13 protein-coding genes are annotated in these 16,734 nt (G+C 62.0%); 7 read left to right on the top strand and 6 right to left on the bottom strand.

Translation table 11 applies throughout. The features are described from left to right. Positions 1-3: 3 nt before the first annotated feature. Positions 4-1,692, top strand: coding sequence for an aspartate-alanine antiporter (aspT, locus tag ACE04A_RS07765; RefSeq protein WP_448716160.1), 1,689 nt, complete (start codon positions 4-6; stop codon positions 1,690-1,692). Positions 1,693-1,767: 75 nt separating this feature from the next. Next, on the top strand, positions 1,768-4,521 hold the full coding sequence (locus ACE04A_RS07760) for a decarboxylase (RefSeq protein WP_448716161.1): 2,754 nt from the start codon (positions 1,768-1,770) through the stop codon (positions 4,519-4,521). Positions 4,522-4,561: 40 nt separating this feature from the next. Here the strand turns inward: ACE04A_RS07760 and ACE04A_RS07755 are convergent, their stop codons facing one another. Beyond that, on the bottom strand, positions 4,562-6,316 hold the full coding sequence (locus ACE04A_RS07755) for a mechanosensitive ion channel family protein (protein WP_448716162.1): 1,755 nt from the start codon (positions 6,314-6,316) through the stop codon (positions 4,562-4,564). 104 nt (positions 6,317-6,420) lie between these two features. Between ACE04A_RS07755 and ACE04A_RS07750 the strand changes: the two genes are divergently transcribed. Both ACE04A_RS07750 and ACE04A_RS07745 read left to right on the top strand, forming a co-directional pair. Beyond that, positions 6,421-7,677: a hypothetical protein gene (locus ACE04A_RS07750; RefSeq protein ID WP_448716163.1), complete on the top strand. Its 1,257-nt coding sequence runs from the start codon at positions 6,421-6,423 to the stop codon at positions 7,675-7,677. Between the two features lie 416 nt (positions 7,678-8,093). Further along, entirely contained in the window at positions 8,094-10,037 is a 1,944-nt protein-coding gene (locus ACE04A_RS07745) for an alkyl/aryl-sulfatase (RefSeq protein ID WP_485820023.1), read from the top strand. Positions 10,038-10,110: 73 nt separating this feature from the next. Here the strand turns inward: ACE04A_RS07745 and ACE04A_RS07740 are convergent, their stop codons facing one another. Next, complete coding sequence (locus ACE04A_RS07740) at positions 10,111-10,362, bottom strand: hypothetical protein (RefSeq protein WP_448716165.1); 252 nt, start codon at positions 10,360-10,362, stop codon at positions 10,111-10,113. Positions 10,363-10,488: 126 nt separating this feature from the next. On the opposite strand from ACE04A_RS07740, the gene ACE04A_RS07735 reads away from it, so the two are divergent. Beyond that, on the top strand, positions 10,489-11,019 hold the full coding sequence (locus ACE04A_RS07735; protein ID WP_448716166.1) for a GNAT family N-acetyltransferase: 531 nt from the start codon (positions 10,489-10,491) through the stop codon (positions 11,017-11,019). A 27-nt stretch (positions 11,020-11,046) separates the two neighbouring features. Here the strand turns inward: ACE04A_RS07735 and ACE04A_RS07730 are convergent, their stop codons facing one another. Beyond that, the gene (locus ACE04A_RS07730) at positions 11,047-12,006 is read right to left on the bottom strand and encodes a LysR family transcriptional regulator (RefSeq protein WP_448716167.1); all 960 of its coding nucleotides are present in this window, start codon (positions 12,004-12,006) and stop codon (positions 11,047-11,049) included. Positions 12,007-12,114: 108 nt separating this feature from the next. Here ACE04A_RS07730 and ACE04A_RS07725 point away from each other — a divergent pair, with 108 nt between their 5' ends. After that, positions 12,115-13,098, top strand: coding sequence for a Bug family tripartite tricarboxylate transporter substrate binding protein (locus ACE04A_RS07725; RefSeq protein ID WP_279994215.1), 984 nt, complete (start codon positions 12,115-12,117; stop codon positions 13,096-13,098). A gap of 16 nt (positions 13,099-13,114) precedes the next feature. Further along, a complete protein-coding gene (locus tag ACE04A_RS07720; RefSeq protein ID WP_485820011.1) occupies positions 13,115-14,350 on the top strand; it encodes a M20 aminoacylase family protein in 1,236 nt (411 codons plus the stop codon). 50 nt (positions 14,351-14,400) lie between these two features. Here the strand turns inward: ACE04A_RS07720 and ACE04A_RS07715 are convergent, their stop codons facing one another. The 3 genes from ACE04A_RS07715 to ACE04A_RS07705 all read right to left on the bottom strand — a co-directional run bounded on the left by ACE04A_RS07715 (position 14,401) and on the right by ACE04A_RS07705 (position 16,615). Continuing rightward, positions 14,401-15,363 carry a zinc-dependent alcohol dehydrogenase family protein gene (locus tag ACE04A_RS07715; protein ID WP_485820010.1) on the bottom strand — a complete coding sequence of 321 codons (963 nt, stop codon included), beginning with the start codon at positions 15,361-15,363 and terminating at the stop codon, positions 14,401-14,403. A 62-nt stretch (positions 15,364-15,425) separates the two neighbouring features. Next, positions 15,426-15,728 carry an ArsR/SmtB family transcription factor gene (locus ACE04A_RS07710; protein WP_438859696.1) on the bottom strand — a complete coding sequence of 101 codons (303 nt, stop codon included), beginning with the start codon at positions 15,726-15,728 and terminating at the stop codon, positions 15,426-15,428. 203 nt (positions 15,729-15,931) lie between these two features. After that, positions 15,932-16,615, bottom strand: a complete 684-nt coding sequence (locus ACE04A_RS07705; RefSeq protein ID WP_448716170.1) for a type 1 glutamine amidotransferase domain-containing protein — start codon at positions 16,613-16,615, stop codon at positions 15,932-15,934. Positions 16,616-16,734: the final 119 nt, after the last annotated feature.

Below are 16,734 nucleotides of genomic sequence, written 5' to 3'. Positions count from 1 at the left end.
GACATGACCTGGTTTGTTGCAACCTTGAAAGCCTATCCAGAGATCGCCATTTTCCTGGCGCTGGGGATCGGCTACTGGATCGGGGGCAAGAGCTTCAAGGGATTCAGCCTTGGCGCCGTCACCGCTACCCTGCTGGTGGCGATTGGTATCGGCATTCTGGGCGTGAAGATTTCACCCAATGTGAAGTCGGTCTTTTTCCTGATGTTCCTGTTCGCCGTGGGCTACGGCGTCGGCCCCCAGTTCGTACGGGGCATTGCCAAGGACGGCTTGCCCCAAGCGATCTTTGCGGTGTTGATGGCGCTGCTGTCGCTTGGGGCGGCCGCGATCGCGGCGATCCTTGCGGGCTATGACCTGGGCTCGGCCGCGGGGCTTTTCGCCGGCTCGCAGACCATTTCGGCGTCGATGGGCTTGGCGACAGACGCGATCAACCGCCTGGGACAAACCCCCGAGGAAACGCAAGCCTTGCTGGACGCCATGCCCATCGCGTATGCCGTGACTTATATTTTTGGCACGGTGGGCTCGGCGATCATACTGGCGCAGATCGGCCCCAAGCTGTTGGGCATCGATCTGGTGGCGGCCTGCAAAGCCTATGAACAGAAGCTTGGCGCAGGCGGCGGCGCGGCTGACGCCACCCAGTGGTACGAATTCGAGGTGCGGGCCTATTCAGTCGCCCCCGAAAGCCCCTTCATCGGCATGACGATTGGCGACATCGAGGCCGGCACGCAAACGGGCTATCGCGCATTCGTGGAAAGAATCCGCCGGGGTGGCGCCGTCATCGAGGTGGATCTGGCCACGGTGATTGAAGCGGGCGATATCGTCGCCATCGGTGGCAAGCGCAATCAGTTGATCGAGCGGCTTGGCCCCAGCGGCCGCGAAGTCGAAGATGCCGAGCTTCTGGACATCAAGACCGAGGGCGTGGACATCTACGTCTCAAACAAGAAAGTGGACGGCAAGCCGCTCGAAGAGCTGGCCAAGTGGCCGGGCGCCCGCGGCGTGTTTCTGAAACGCATTCGGCGCGGGCCGACCGAAACGCCCATTCCGGTACTGCCCAAGACGCAGTTGTTCCGGGGTGATGTCATCACGGTCGTCGGGCGCACACAGGACATCAATGCCACCGCCAAGCAACTGGGCTATGTGGACCGGCCGACCACCGTGACGGACGTCGCGTTCATGTCACTGGCGATCACCCTGGGCGCGCTGATCGGCGCGATTGTGATCAACGTCAGCGGCATTCCCATCACGCTTTCCACGGCGGGCGGTGCCCTGATCGCCGGCATTGTGTTCGGCTGGTTCCGGGCGATTCACCCCACCTTCGGGCGCATTCCCGAGCCCACCTTGTGGTTCATGAATTCGGTGGGCTTGAACGTGTTCATCGCGGTGGTAGGCATATCCGCCGGCCCAGGCTTTGTGGCCGGGCTTCAAAAGCTTGGCATCAGCCTGTTCCTGTGGGGAATCTTTGCAACGGCCGTGCCGTTGATCGGCGGCATGTTGCTGGCCAAGTACGTGTTCCGCTTTGACCCCGCCTTGATCCTGGGGATTTGCGCGGGCTCGCGCACCACCACCGCCGCGCTGGGCATGGTGTGCGATGCCGCCAAGAGCCAGGTGCCGGGGCTGGGCTACACCGTCACCTACGCGGTCGGAAACACGCTGCTGACGATCTGGGGCATGGTGATCATCATCATTCTTTCTTAGAAAACGACAACCACCCCGCCGCCCTTGTTGCGCCTGCGCGGCAAGCGTGTGGGAAAGCCACCAAAGGGAAACGCCATGACGAGCAACGCGGATGACAGTCACCACCTGGACCACCTGTTCTCAAACTCCGCTGCACGTTTGGACAGGTGGCGCGAAATGAATGCAAAGGCGCAAGCCTGGGCGGGCGAGGCGCGCGGCGGCAAAGGCCATGCCGGGGCCGCCGCCGTGCAAGAGGCGCTGGCCGATTTGCTGCCCATGGAAAGCTACTTCGCGTATCCGGGCACGCATCTGCTGCGCGCCCTGGAGGAACGCCTTGCGGAACACGACGCGATGGGCACGGCGCGCCTGATCCTTCGCATGAGCAACGCCATGCTGTCTGGCAGCTACCGATACCAAGACAGTGAATGGCAGGCGACGGATGACTCGTCCGACGCGCAGGAGCACCTGCTGCCCGGCTTGGGCGGGCAAGCCGCGCGGCCGCCGTACTTTGAAGTGCTGCTGGTGTCACCCATGTCGGCCTCGCGCTCGGCGGCCATTTGCCAGGAACTGCGTCACTTGCGCCGTGCCGACGACGGGCTGGTGTATGAGCCGGTGCTGGTGGGCAGTTTTGAAGACGCCATCCTGGCCACGATACTGAACGGAAAAATCGAGGCCGTCGTCATCTATGACGGCATTACCATGGCGTCGGCGCATGACGTGCCGTTGCTGAAGCACTTCCTGGACATCTACCGGCACTTGGACACCTCGAAGGCGCCGGCCGGGATAGGCGTCAGGCTGGCGCGCATCATCGCCAACATCAGGCCGGAGCTGGATATCTACATGCTGACGGACCGCAAGGTCGAACAGCTTGCGGGCGACCCCGCGGCGTCGTCGATTCGCCGGCTGTTCTACGAGGCCGAGGAACCCATCGAGGTGCATCTGAGCGTTCTGGAAGGCGTGCGCGAGCGCCAGACGACGCCTTACTTCGACAACCTGAAGCACTATGCGCTAAGACCGATCAGCACCTTCCACGCGCTACCCATCGCACGCGGAAAGTCCATCATCAAGTCGAATTGGGTACGGGACTTTGGGGAGTTCTACGGCTTGAACCTGTTCCTGGCCGAGACATCCGCCACAACCGGGGGGCTGGACAGCATGCTAGAGCCCACGGGCAACATCAAGATCGCCCAAGAGAAGTTTGCGCGCGCAGTGGGCGCGGACCATGTCTACTTCGTCACCAATGGAACGTCGACATCGAACAAGATGGTCTATCAGGCGGTGACGAAACCGGGCGACATCGTCATCGTCGACCGCAACTGCCACAAGTCTCATCACTATGGAATGGTGCTGTCCGGGGCGCAGCCCCTGTATGTGGAAGCCTATCCCATGACCGAGTACTCGATGTACGGCGCGGTGCCGCTACGCACCGTCAAACAGGCGTTGCTGAACTTGAAGGCCGAAGGAAGGCTGGACAAGGTGGCCATGGTGACGCTGACCAATTGCACGTTTGACGGCCACATCTACAACACCCGCCAGGTGATGATGGAATGCCTGGCCATCAAGCCAGACCTGATCTTTCTTTGGGACGAAGCGTGGTTCGGCTTTGCGCGGTGGTCGCCGTTCCTGCGCCCGCGCACCGGCATGGGCGCGGCGGCGGCCCTGGAGCAGTGGCGCGATGATCCTGCCGCCCAGCAAGCCTGGGACGAGCAGGCCGAGGAACTGGGAGAAGATCTGGACCCGAAGGACGCCCGCTTGCTGGACCGACAGTTGGTGCCGAATCCCAAGACCATGCGGGTGCGCGTGTACGAGACCGATTCCGTGCATAAATCCATGTCCAGCCTGCGCCAGGGGTCGCTGGTGGCCGTGCGCGATGAAGACTACGAGCACCACATTTCGGCGTTTCACGAGGCCGTGTTCATCCATGCGTCCACATCGCCCAACGCGCAGATCATCGCGTCGCTGGATGTCGCGCGCCGGCAAATGGAGCTTGAAGGATACGAGCTGGTCATGCGCGCCATCGAGGTGGCGCTGGCCATTCGGCGTGAAATCGCCAAGCACCCGATCATCTCGAAGTACTTCAGCGTGCTGGGCGTCAACAAGATGATTCCGGACGAGTTTCGCCCTTCTGGGTTCTCGGATTACCTGGCGCCCGGCATGAACTGGCTGACGGCGGTGCAAGCCCTGAAGAATGATGAATTCTGCCTGGATCCCACGCGCATGACGCTCGTGTGCGGCACGGCGGGATACGACGGCACGACGTTCAAGAATCTGTTGGCGTCCACCTACAACATCCAGCTGAACAAGACCTCGCGCAACAGCGTGCTGTTGCAAAGCAATATCAACAACACACGCAGCGACGTCGCGGCGCTGATCAAGGTGCTGCTTGAAATATCCGGGTCGATCGAAGCCAGGCTGAAGGAAGGCGGTGAAGCCGAACAAACGGCGTTCGCCGCGAAGGTGCGTGGCCTGATGGAAGATGTTCCCAGCTTGCCGAACTTCAGCCGCTTTCACGACGGCTATCGCGACAATTCGGCCAGCATCACGTCCGAGGGAGACATACGCACCGCGTTTTTCGCGGCCTATAACGAAGACGAATGCGAGTACATCCCGCTGTCGGCCGCCGCACTGGACGAACGCCTGTCCAACGGCCCAGAGCTGGTGTCGGCGAACTTCGTCATCCCGTATCCCCCCGGCTTTCCCATCATGGTGCCCGGCCAGATCATCGAGGCCGACACCATCGAGTTCATGCGCAAGCTGGATGTGAAAGAGATCCACGGCTACAACGCCGCACGGGGCATCAAGCTGATCAAGCCGTCTGCCATCAAGGCTCGGCCGTCGGGCGGCGACTAGCGGCCGTCACTGCGGAATCCAGCCGCTTGTGATTCGTGGATCAGCGTTCGGTCTTGGGGTCCGAAGCTGCTGACGCTGCTGTAGCCCCTGTAGCCCCTGAAACCCCTGGAACCGCCGGAGCCACGTACCACTGCTCCGGCGCCACCACCTTCGGTTGGTCGGGGTCGCCTTCGTAGGCAGGCGTCATGATCTGCACGCCGTACTCGTTGAACACATCCAGGATGTTGCGGTGGAGTTCCGCATAGGTCTTGGCGATTCTTCGCGTGTCGCGGATGTACACGTTCAGTTCATAGGTCACCGCAAAGTCGCCCAGCTTGGGCAGCAACACGAACGGCCCCGGCTCGGTGAGGACGCCCGCCGTGCGCTGCCCTGCCGAGCACAACATCGCTTCCACCTGCCGCCAGGGCGTTTCATAGCCGATACCCACAGTGGTATGCAGAATCAATCCCTGGGTGCTGGCCAGGGAACTGTAGTTGGTGACGTCGGTATTGAGGATCTGGGAATTCGGTATCGTGATTTCCTCATTCTTGTTGGTCCGAAGATGGGTGACTTGCAGGCGTACGGCAACGACCTCACCGATCACTTCCCCTACCTTGACCCGGTCGCCTACCTTGAAAACCCGTCGATAGGTCATCAGATAGCCCGCAATGAAATTTGAAATCGCGGTTGATGAACCGAGCGACACCACCAGGCCGATGAAGATGGAAATGCCTTTGAAGGCCGGCGTCTCGGAGCCGGGTATGTAGGGATACGCGACGATGAACGCGAAGGCCACGATCAACACCCGGACCAGCTTGTAGGTGGGAAGCGCCCATTCCGACTCGAACTGGGTAAATGCCACGCGCCTCTGCTCGACAGCCTCGAAGAAGTTCTTGACGCGCCGCAAGACGAACCGAGCCAGGTAAAAGATGAGGACAAGAATGACCAGATCCGGAATCACGGCAGCCAGGGATTTACCCAACCTTTCGCCGGCGCCCGCGGCCAGATTGAAGAGGTCATTCGAGATAGAGCGAGTCCAGGGGAACAGCGCCAGCACGTATTGCAGGTAGACATATACCGACACGACGATGGTCACCGCGCCTATCGCCAGCACCAGGCCGTGCATCGCTTTCCAGATGGTATCCAGGCGCAGGATTTCAAACGACTGGATGTCGACGGAACGGACGCGGCTCTTCAGCAGCTTGGACACCGCCTTGTCCAGCCACCGGTTGAGCACAAGCAGAATGGCAATGCCCAGCGCCAGCAATACGGTGGCCCCGGCGCTATACAGCCCTGCCTTCAGCAGCGCATCGGGTTCGCGCGCCCGTCGAAAATCGTCAATGGCGCGTTGAATACGCAACAGGTGCAGTGCCGCAAGGCTGTCGCGCGTGGTCTGCTCAAGTTGAGCGTCCGCGTCGGTCACGAGCATCAAGGGGTTCACGCCGGCAGTGATTACCGTGCCGTTCTCACCGACCTCGGCCCGCAGGTCGCCGCTGGGAAACGAGCCCTGGGCCGCCACGCTCTTGATTCTTTCCCTGATGGTCTCGGCGCGCTTCTCAGCCGGAAAAGACGACAGCCCGCGCACCTTGAACAGCACTTGGCCATCGATCTCGACCGGGGCGGTTTCAAGCGTCAACTCAAGGGAAGAGGATGCTTCCGGACGCCCATCCTCCGTCGCCGCGAGAAGCGGGGCCGTCATGATCAAGAACGGCAGCGCGGCAAGGATTAAGACTCGAATAGTTCTAGTCATGGTGTCCTCTCTTGCCGGTATCGCTGTATTCGCCGGCCCGTGGGTGGCGATTTTCTCGGCCGGCACGATAGCCGGCCGAGTGATTCAAGCAATTCGATCTTAGCGCTATCGACGCGCAAATTCAGTTAATAATGCGGGTCCTCGAAACCAAAATAGAGAGACCCTGCGAGATGAGTCAGAACACTCCCAGCGTATGGCACCGACTGCGGCGCCCGCTGTTCGCCCTGCTATTGGCAATGCTGCCTTTCTGGTTATTTCTGGGCACCACCCAGCAAGCCTCGGTGAACGGCATCAAGGTGCAAGATTCCAGCTTCAATATCCTGGGTTTGATCCTGGCCATCGCCGGTCTGGTCATGGCGGTGAAAATGCTGAAGAACGACGGCTCGTATGGCGAGCCGTCGCGCTGGTGGGCGCGCAGCGTGCTGTGCGTTGTGGCGGCGTTGCTGAGCGTGTTCCAGATCGGCCAGTCCGCGGGCCTCTACAACGTCAATGTCGGCCAGTCGATCCAGAAATTGCAAAGCCAGCTCTTCGGTCCGAGCGAACCGCGTCCGCAATCCCTGGCAAGCGAACTCGACCGCGACATGCGCGCGCGCACCGAACAACGCGCGGCGACAGTCAGCCAGGTGCTGCTGCGTGATGACATCACCACGTCGCTGGCGCGCATCCACGCCAACAGCACGCTGTACAACCTGTATGCCGAGAAGTGCAACAACCCCGGCAAGCGCTTCGTGCTGGACGACGTCCCCGCGCTGCTGACCGAACAAGACAAGACCTACGTCGCCAACGCCCAGAAGTTGGCCGCGCGCAATGCGTCGGACCGCTTTGACTGCCAAGGCGCCCAGATGCGCGACTTCATGAGCAACTGGCTGGCCGGCGACGTGCTGCGCGACCGCGCCAACCTGGCCGTGCAAACCGCCGCCTACCGCGAGCGCTTCGGCGACAAGCCGGCCGGCGCGGGTGACGATGCGCTGACGACCACGGGCCTGGGCGTGTGGCTGGGCGATACGATTGCTCAGGTGCAAACCGCCTTCGGCACCACGCGCATGCCTGAACCGGCCGGCAAGTCTGGCAAGACCAAGCTGGACTTTCCCGAGCGCGGGATTGAACTGATGTTCAGCTTCGACGGCAAGGTGGATGCCATCGGCGTGCGCGCACCGTTCACGGGCAGCATCGTGGGCCTGAAGGTGGGCGATAGCCGTCGCACCATCAACCGCCTGCTGGGCGAAAGCTGGATCGATGTGCGCCTGCCCTACGACAACGCGGCGGCCGACTACGACATTCAGTTCCGCAAGAAAACGCCGGGCACCTTGTCGCAATGGATGGACCGCCGCAACGGCAACCCGCAAACGGTGCTGCTGCTGCAAGGCGCCAGCTATGCGAGCCAGATTGATGAAATCAGGCTGATCACGCCGCGTGTGCCGGGGTGACCGGGGGGGATAGCGCGCGGGGATAAAGCGCGGGGATAAACGGGGGATAACGCGCGGGGCTGGCGCTGGGGTAGCGATGCCACGATTACTGCACTATGCAGATTTTTATTCTCCGCGAGCGCTTTTTTATGTAGGCTACGAAGCTGCACTGACCAATAGATACCCCCCCATCACCGCCACCTGCAACAAGTAGTTTCCACTTTAGATTGCGTTCATCCTTCCAGGTGGCTGCTGATCTTTCTTCCGTAGTTGCGTGACTTTATTGCCCGATAGAACCTCGTTTACGACGCCGGCCCAGCCCGTCAATGTATGGAGAAATCGTCAACATGAAGCTCAATCGCCTTACGAACACCCCCTGGTCTACCCCCCCTCATTTCGGCAGCCCGCTCAAGCGCGGCCGCTTGGCGTCCGCCCCCATGGCGGCGCTTTTTTTTGCCACGGCAAGCTCGGCTTGGGCGCAGCAGGCGCCCAAGCCTGCCGAAGACGCCACCAAGCAGGCGAATGCCGCGCTGCTGAAAGAGCTGCCATTTTCGGACAAGACGTCTTTCGAGCTTGCCCATAAGGGTTTCATCGCCCCACTGCCCGCCGCCATGATCAAGGGCGCCCAGGGCAATCTGGTGTGGGACCCCACCAAATACAACTTCATCAAAGAAGGCTCGGACGCCCCGGACACCGTCAACCCCAGCCTGTGGCGGCAATCGCAGTTGTTGAATATCTCGGGCCTGTTCCAGGTCACGGATGGCATCTACCAGGTGCGCAACCTGGATCTGTCCAACATGACGATCGTGGAAGGCAAGGAAGGCCTGACGATCATGGATCCGCTTATCTCCACCGAAACCGCCAAGGCGGCGCTGGATCTCTACTATCAGCATCGGCCGAAAAAGCCGGTGGTCGCGGTCATCTATACCCATAGCCACGTGGACCACTACGGCGGGGTGCGCGGCGTGGTGGACGAGGCCGACGTCAAGGCCGGCAAGGTCAAGATCTATGCGCCGCTGGGCTTTCTTGAACACGCCGTGGCCGAAAACGTGATGGCGGGCACGGCAATGAGCCGGCGCGCCAGCTACATGTACGGGAACCTGCTGCCGCCCAACCCGACGGGCCAGGTCGGCGCGGGCTTGGGCACCACCACGTCGGCCGGCACCGTGACGTTGATTCCGCCCACGGACATCATTGAAAAGACCGGTGAAACGCGCACCATCGACGGCTTGACGTACCAGTTCCTGTACGCGCCGGGCAGCGAAGCCCCCGCCGAGATGCTGTATTACATCAAGGAAAAGAAGGCGCTGAATACCGCGGAGGACTCCACCCATACGCTGCACAACACGTATTCGTTGCGCGGCGCCAAGATTCGCGACCCGCTTGCCTGGTCGAAGTATCTGAACGAGGCCCTGGCGCTATGGGGTGATGACGTCGAAGTCATGTACGCCATGCATCACTGGCCGGTGTGGGGCAAAAAGGCGGTGCAGGAACAGATCGGCATGCAGCGCGACATGTACCGGTACATCAACGACGAGACGTTGCGCCTGGCGAACATGGGCTACAACAAAGAGGAGATTGCCGAGCAGGTAAAGCTGCCGAAGAGCATCGCCGACAAGTTCTCGAACCGGGGCTATTACGGTTCTTTGAATCACAACGTGCGCGCCACGTATGTGCTTTATCTGGGCTGGTTCAACGGCAACCCCGCCACCCTGCATACGCTGCCTATCGAGCAAGGGGCAAAGCGCTATGTCGACATGATGGGCGGAACCGACGCCTTGCTGAAGAAGGCGCGCGAATATTACGCCAAGGGGGACTACCGCTGGGTGGCCGAGGTGGTCAATTACGCGGTCTTTGCCGACCCCAAGAACCAAGCCGCGCGCGACCTTCAAGCCGACGCGCTGGAGCAGATGGGCTATCAGGCCGAAAGCGGTCCGTGGCGCAATTTCTATCTGACGGGCGCCAAGGAACTTCGTGAAGGCGTGAAGAAGCTGCCCGTGCCCGACACCGCCAGCCCCGACACGGTGCGCGCCATGACGCTGGACATGCTCTTCGACTATTTCGCCGTCCGCTTGAATCGTGAAAAAGCCGCGGGCAAGCATGTGGTCTTGAATGTGGATTTCACCGACACCAAACAGCAATACACGCTGGAGATGGTGAACAGCGTGCTCAATCACACCGAGGGCAAGCCGGCCAAGGAGCCGAGCGCCAGCGTATCGCTCACGCGGAATACCTTGAACGACATCATGTTGAAGCAGACGACGTTGAAGGACGCCGTGGCCAAGGGCGACGTCAAGATCACCGGAGATCAGTCAAAGCTGAACGATGTGTTCGGCTCGCTGGATGACTTTGAATTCTGGTTCAACATCGTGACGCCGTAGGCAGAAGCAATTGGCGTGAACGGGGCCGACGTGAACAAGCGTCGGCCTCGCAGTACCTTCCCCCGGATTAAGCTCAGTTGCTGTTGACCCAGTCCTGCGTGTCCTGGATGAACCAGGGCAGGTTCAACTTTTCCCCTTCGCCGGACTGTATGGTCAAGCGTTGGCCTGATGAACCGGGGTTGCTGCTCTTGCCTTGCGCCGACGAAGGCGGCCGGCTTTTATAGTCCATATCGGTAGCCTGGGGCTGACTGCCGGCGCAGGCGGCAATCGATGCGCACGCAGCCACGGCAAACGCCAAGCGCAGTGTTAAACAAGAGTTCTTCATAAATTCAGTTTCCGCTGATGGCACAGGCCCACGTGCCGGACAAGCCAGGCCTTGATTCCGTTACCTTACTCGCAATGCAGGGCGGCCTGATAGTATTCACCCTGCCCCCGACTCAAGATCAGATCCATGCAGCCCATCATTTTCGAAGGCCTGGTTATCCGTGAATTCCTTGATGACGACGCCGAAGCGTTCGCGAACGCCGCGCGTGAATCCGTCGATACCGTAGGCACGTGGATGCCGTGGTGTACGTCTAAGTTTTCCGAGCAAAATGCGCTGGACTGGTTTGAGCTGTGCCGTAGTGGCCGCAGTTCCCAGGCAGGCTACGAATTCGGCGTGTTCGCGCAAGCGTCAGGCAAGCTGATGGGCGGCGTGGGCCTGAATTCGATCAATCATCAACACCTGTTCTGCAATCTTGGCTACTGGGTACGGCAGTCCGCGCAACGACGCGGGGTGGCGCTGCGCACGGTGCAGGCGATACTGCCCTATGCCTTCAACACCTTGGGCATGCAACGCGTTGAGATCGTGATTGCCGACGGCAACACGGCAAGCGAGGCGCTGGCTCGGAAAATCGGCGCGCAGTTTGAAGGCAAGGCGCGGAACCGCCTCCAGTTGCATGGGCAGCCGGTAACGGCGGCAATGTTCTCGCTGGTGCCCTAACCCGCAACAGCGGGTTTTTTCCGAGCCTCACGCCCCCGTCTGCGCGTCCAACAGATGCGCCTGAAAGGCCGCCACGCTGCGGTTGCGGGCTTCGACACGGCTGACCAGCCCCAGGGGCGGCAGCGATTCGGCAAGCGTGCAGTCCAGCCGCACCAGCGCGCCGGACTCCAGCCCTTCGCGCACGAAACTCAAGGGGCCCATCATCAGTGCCTGGCTCGCGCCCAGGTAATGCACCATCGTCGCAAACGAGCGCGTGCTAAGCGGCTGCTGGGCAGGCAATTCGCCGCACGCGGCAAACAAGGCTTCGAACGCGCGGTAGGTCTGGCTGTCCAGCGGCGGGCTGGCCCAGGGAAAGCGCAGCAGCTCGGCGGCTTGCAGGTTGCGGCGCCCTGCCAGCGGGTGGCCGGGGCCTGACGCCACCACGCAGACGTCGGCCAGCAAGGCCTGGAACTGAGAATCCGGCGCCAGTTGCGCGGGCTCGCGCGTGACCAGGAAATCTAGTTCGCCGTCCGCATAGCGCCCCAGCAACACGGGCAGCGCATCTTCAAACAACTCCAACCGCACTTGCGGCTGACTGGCAAAGAACGCCGGCAGCGCCGGGTTGATCACGCCGGTGACGCCCGCCGTGATCGCGCCCACGCGCACCGTGCCGTCAAAGCCCGCCCCCGCCGCCGCCAGTGCTTCGGCGCAGCCCGTCAGGCTGTTCATGACGTTGCGCAGCAAGGGCAGCAAATCGCGGCAGGCAAAGGTGGGCCGCATGCCGCGCGCGTGTCGTTCAAACAAGCGGGACTCGAGCACGCGCTCTACCTCAAGCACCATTTTTGTGGCGGCCGACTGGCTCAGGCCGATTTGCGCGGCGGCGTGCTGCACGCTGCCCAGTTCGGCCACCAGCACGATCAATTGCAAATGGCGCAGCCGCGTGCGCGCGAGCAGGCGGTTCAAGAGCGTTGCGGCGGACGAGGCGCTTGCGGGCGTGGCGATGGACATGGGCTTATCTATTCCAAAACAGCATAGCTATGCGTGATATTTCACTATTCAAGTATAGCTATTCAAGGCGCAATAGCAGCCTGACACCAACAACACAAGGGGTTCCACATGCTGCATTTTCTACGTCGTGCGCGCCTGCGCGCGGTGCTGTCCGCCGCACTGGTATTGGGTACGACGGCCGCGCCGGTCCAGGCCCAAACCTGGCCCGACAGGCCGGTCACCATCGTCATCCCCTTCCCGGCGGGCGGGTCGATCGACGCCGTGATGCGGGCGATTTCCCCGCAACTGAGCGAACGGCTGGGCCAGACGGTCGTCATCGAGAACGTGGGTGGTGCCAGCGGCGCCATTGGCGCGGGCCGCGTGGCGCAAGCCAAGGCGGACGGCACGACGCTGCTGGCCGGTAGCATTAACGACGTGGTCTTGCAGCCGCTGCTGAATCGCAACCTGCGCTATGGCACGGATAATTTCGATCCAGTTTCCCTGGTGTTCACGTCGCCGCTGATCCTGGTGGCACGCAAGGACTTGCCGCAATCGAATATCGACGAGGTGGTGCAGGCGCTGCGCGCCGCCCCCGAAAGCTTGAGCTACGGCAGCCCGGGGCAAGGCACGTTCCAGCAGGTGGTGGTGGAAGACCTGCAACGGCGCACCGACACGAAGATGCTGCACGTGCCGTACAAGGGCGCATCGCCCTTGATCAACGACCTGCTGGGCGGCCAGATCGACATGGCCGTCATGGCCCCGCCCACCGCGCTGCCGCACTTGCAGCAAGGCCGCATCAAGTCGCTGGGTGTCATCAGCCGCCAACGCCTGGCGGCCTACCCTGACCTGGCAACCATCAACGAAAGCAAGACGGTGCAAGGCATGGAAATGGTGGGCTGGGTTGGCATGCTGGCGCCCAAGGGCGTGCCGCCCGAGCGCCTGCAACGGGTGCGCGACGCGCTAGCGGCCGTGCTGGACAAGCCCGAGGTGCGCGAGCGCGTGCTGTCCATGGGCATGGTGTCGGCAAGCGCCTACGACAAGGCCAGCTTCGACGCCCGCATCCGTGACGACGTCGCTGCCCTGCGCGCCTTGAACCTGCCGACGCAGCCTTGAAGCCTTAAGGATCCGCATGAACCCGCATCACGACATCCAAGACATCCAAGACATCCTGGGCACGATCAGCGCCAACCCCGCGTTTCGCGACATCCGCCGCGACCTGCACGCGCATCCGGAAATCGGCTTTGAAGAACATCGCACCGCCTCGTTGGTGGCGCGCGAGCTGGCCGCCTGGGGTTGGCAGGTGACGACGGGCATCGGCGGCACCGGCGTGGTCGGCACCCTGACGCGGGGCACTAGCGGCACCGGCCGCAGCATTGGACTGCGCGCCGACATGGACGCGCTGGCGATGCCCGAAGCCAATGCGTTCGCGCATAAGTCTCAGCACGACAACCGCATGCACGCCTGCGGCCACGACGGCCACACTGCCATCCTGCTGGCCACCGCCTGGTACCTGGCGCATCACGCCCAGTTCGACGGCACCATCCACTGCATCTTCCAGCCCGCCGAGGAAGGCGGCCAGGCGGGCGCTCGCGCCATGATCGAAGACGGCTTGTTCGAACGCTTTCCCTGCGATGCCGTCTTCGCGCTGCATAACTGGCCCGACCTGCCCGTGGGCAGCCTGGGCGTGCGCGCCGGCCCGTTCATGGGGTCAAGCAACCGCTTTCGTATCGACATCGCCGGCAAAGGCGCCCACGCCTCGCAGCCCGAGTTGAGCGTCGACCCGCTGGTCTGCGCGGGCCACATCCTCTTGGCGCTGCAAACCGTCATCTCGCGCAACCGCGCACCCGATGAACCGGCAGTGCTATCCGTCACGCAGATTCACGGCGGCGACGCGGTCAACGTCATCCCGCAGCAGGCATGGCTGGGGGGCACGGTGCGCACGCACCGCGACGACACCTTGGACATGATCGAACGGCGCATCGGTGAAATCACCGACGGCGCCGCCACCACCTTCGGCTGCACGGCCACGCTGACGTTCGAACGCTGCTACCCGTCGCTGGTGAACGACGAGGAGCAGACCCGCTTTGCGGTGGACGTGATGCGCGAAGTGGCCGGCGCGGATCGTGTGTCAGACAACATGGCCCGGCTGATGGGGTCCGAGGACTTCTCGTTCATGCTGGCTGAAAGGCCGGGCTGTTATGTGCTGCTGGGCAACGGCGCGGGTGCGCACCGAGAGCCCGGGCACGGCCCGGGGCCTTGCCGTTTGCACAACCCGTCGTACGACTTCAATGACGACGCCATCCCCCTGGGCGCGGCGTATTTCGTGCGGCTGGCGCAGCGGTTCCTGGCGCGGGACGAAGGCTGAAGCGAGTCGTCCCGCCTCGGAACTGGCCCTGAGCCGGCAAGCACGCGGGCTTACGGCGCAACGGCAATCGCGATTTTCCCCTGCAGGCCATTGTTGGGGGTCTCAAGCCTGGCATGGGCCTGCGCAATGTCGGCCAGCGGATAGACGGCGCCCACATGCGGCCGCAACTGCCCGCGCTCGATCAACGCGCTCAACTCGTCAAGCTTGCCGCGATGTTGCCGGGTGAAGACAAAGTGATAGCTGGCATTCTTGCCCCAGGCTTGCAGCAGGTTCTGGGGTTGCGCGATGTCCACGATCGAGACCACGCGGCCCAGTTGAGCAAGCACGTCTGCGCTGCGCGACAAGGTGTCGCCGCCGATGGTGTCGAATACCACGTCGACCCCACGGCCCCCGGTTTCGCGCATGACGGCGTCGGCATAATCTTCCTTTTCGTAGTCGATGACGACATCGGCGCCCATGCGTCGAGCGAACTCGAAATTGGCTTCGCGCGCGGTCGTGAACACCCTGGCGCCGACGGCTTTTGCAAGCTGGATCGCCACATGGCCGCCCCCACCCGCGCCGCCGTGGATCAAGATGCTCTCGCCCACTCTCAACCCCGCGCGCACCACCAGCGCTTCCCACGCCGTTCCGCCAACCAGCGTCAGGCTGGCCGCCTCAAGATGGCTTAGCGACGGCGGCTTCTTGCCGACAATGCTCTCGGCGGCAACGTGGTATTCGGCATAGCTTCCTGGTCCGTCGAAAATTTGCGGCGTGTACCAGACCTCGTCGCCTGGCGCGAATGCCGTCACCCCAGGCCCCACGGCTTCGATCACGCCTGATACGTCGTGCCCGGTAATGGCTGGCAGCGGCACCAGGTCGGGATAGTCGCCTCGCCGGACTTGGTAATCCAAGGGATTGATGGACGTGGCGTGGACGCGCACCAGGACTTGTCCCGCCTGCGGCACAGGCTTGGGCAGTTCTTGCAGCTCGAACGATTCCGGGCCACCAAAGGACTTAAGTACGACAGCTTTCATTGCATCACCTCTTATCGGTAAAGTGGGATATCGGGATATTCCGATATCATGGGGTAAAAAAATTACAGGTCTTTCCCGATGATCTCGGCAAGAGCCCTGATGTTTGCTTCATTGCGCTTGTAATACGTCCACGGACCAATGCGCGTGGCCTCGACCAAGCCTGCGCGTTGCAGCGTGGCCAGGTAGTCAGACACCGTTGACTGCGACAGCCCCACGCCCTCTTGAATGCTGCTGACGCAGACGCCGACCGTATGAACATCGCCTTCATCCTGCGGAGGAAAGCTATTCACCGGATCCTTCAACCCTTTCAGGATTTCCAGGCGCGTACGGTTCGAGAGGGCTTTGAATATGTCGAGTAATTCCATCGCGTGATGATATCTGGATTTCCCGATATGTCAATACGATGGTTGTCGATGTTGTGGGGGTTGTCGCCCGAAGCGATGACGTCGAAATCGGGGTGCGGCAGTTCCTGGTGCAGGACCCCGACGGTTATCTGTTGCGTTTTTCAGAGTGGATTGGGGACCGCCCCTTGTGGCACGGGCAGTCGGGCAATCGAGTAGCAGCTGGCTCAGACCGAAGCAAACCGCTTCATCAACACAGCGGCGGCTTCCAAGGACGACGCCGGGTTCTGGCCGGTGATCAGCAGGCCGTCGGTGACGACGTACGAGCCCCAGTCCGGGCCCTTTGAGTACACCCCGCCCTTCGCCTTCAGTTCGTCTTCCACCAGGAACGGCACCACCTCGGTGAGGCCGACGCCGTCTTCTTCGGTGTTTGTGAAGCCGGTGACCTGCTTGCCGGCGACCAGCGGCTGGCCGTCAGCGGCCTTCACGTGGCGCAGCGCGCCCGGCGCGTGGCAGACCAGCGCGACCGGCTTGCCGGCTTCGATGAATGATTCGATCAAGGAGATGGAGTTGCCGTCTTCGGCAAGATCCCACAAGGGGCCATGGCCGCCGGGGTAAAACACGGTGTCGAAGTCGGCTTGTGACACGCTGTCCAGGCGCACGGTGTTGGCCAGTTGTTCGTTGGCGGCAGCGTCGGCTTCGAAGCGGTGTGTGAATTCAGTTTGGAAAGACGGCTCGTTGCTTTTCGGGTCCAGCGGCGGTTGCCCGCCTTGGGGCGAGGCCAGCACGATGTCGGCGCCGGCGTCCTTGAATGTGTAGTACGGCGCGGCCAGCTCTTCGAGCCAGAAGCCAGTTTTGCGGCCGGTATTGCCAAGCTGATCGTGCGAGGTCAGAACGATGAGGACTTTCATGGTGATGCTCCTGTCGAGGAATGGATTAGAAATATTAGACCGGTCGTCTAGTTTCTGATGGATAAAAAAGCACTTCTGTTTGAAGTGCTACATAGGCTTGCTACATAGGCTTGCTACAT

Source organism: Achromobacter colocynthidis, from assembly GCF_057334535.1.
Note: the sequence above shows the minus strand (reverse complement) of the source record. Positions and strands in the feature narration are given on the sequence as shown.

Coding starts and splice junctions, on each gene's coding strand:
- aspT (WP_448716160.1), top strand. CDS start 4: ATGACCTGGTTTGTTGCAACCTTGAAAGCCTATCCAGAGATCGCCATT.
- ACE04A_RS07760 (WP_448716161.1), top strand. CDS start 1,768: ATGACGAGCAACGCGGATGACAGTCACCACCTGGACCACCTGTTCTCA.
- ACE04A_RS07750 (WP_448716163.1), top strand. CDS start 6,421: ATGAGTCAGAACACTCCCAGCGTATGGCACCGACTGCGGCGCCCGCTG.
- ACE04A_RS07745 (WP_485820023.1), top strand. CDS start 8,094: ATGGCGGCGCTTTTTTTTGCCACGGCAAGCTCGGCTTGGGCGCAGCAG.
- ACE04A_RS07740 (WP_448716165.1), bottom strand. CDS start 10,362: ATGAAGAACTCTTGTTTAACACTGCGCTTGGCGTTTGCCGTGGCTGCG.
- ACE04A_RS07735 (WP_448716166.1), top strand. CDS start 10,489: ATGCAGCCCATCATTTTCGAAGGCCTGGTTATCCGTGAATTCCTTGAT.
- ACE04A_RS07730 (WP_448716167.1), bottom strand. CDS start 12,006: ATGTCCATCGCCACGCCCGCAAGCGCCTCGTCCGCCGCAACGCTCTTG.
- ACE04A_RS07725 (WP_279994215.1), top strand. CDS start 12,115: ATGCTGCATTTTCTACGTCGTGCGCGCCTGCGCGCGGTGCTGTCCGCC.
- ACE04A_RS07720 (WP_485820011.1), top strand. CDS start 13,115: ATGAACCCGCATCACGACATCCAAGACATCCAAGACATCCTGGGCACG.
- ACE04A_RS07715 (WP_485820010.1), bottom strand. CDS start 15,363: ATGAAAGCTGTCGTACTTAAGTCCTTTGGTGGCCCGGAATCGTTCGAG.
- ACE04A_RS07710 (WP_438859696.1), bottom strand. CDS start 15,728: ATGGAATTACTCGACATATTCAAAGCCCTCTCGAACCGTACGCGCCTG.
- ACE04A_RS07705 (WP_448716170.1), bottom strand. CDS start 16,615: ATGAAAGTCCTCATCGTTCTGACCTCGCACGATCAGCTTGGCAATACC.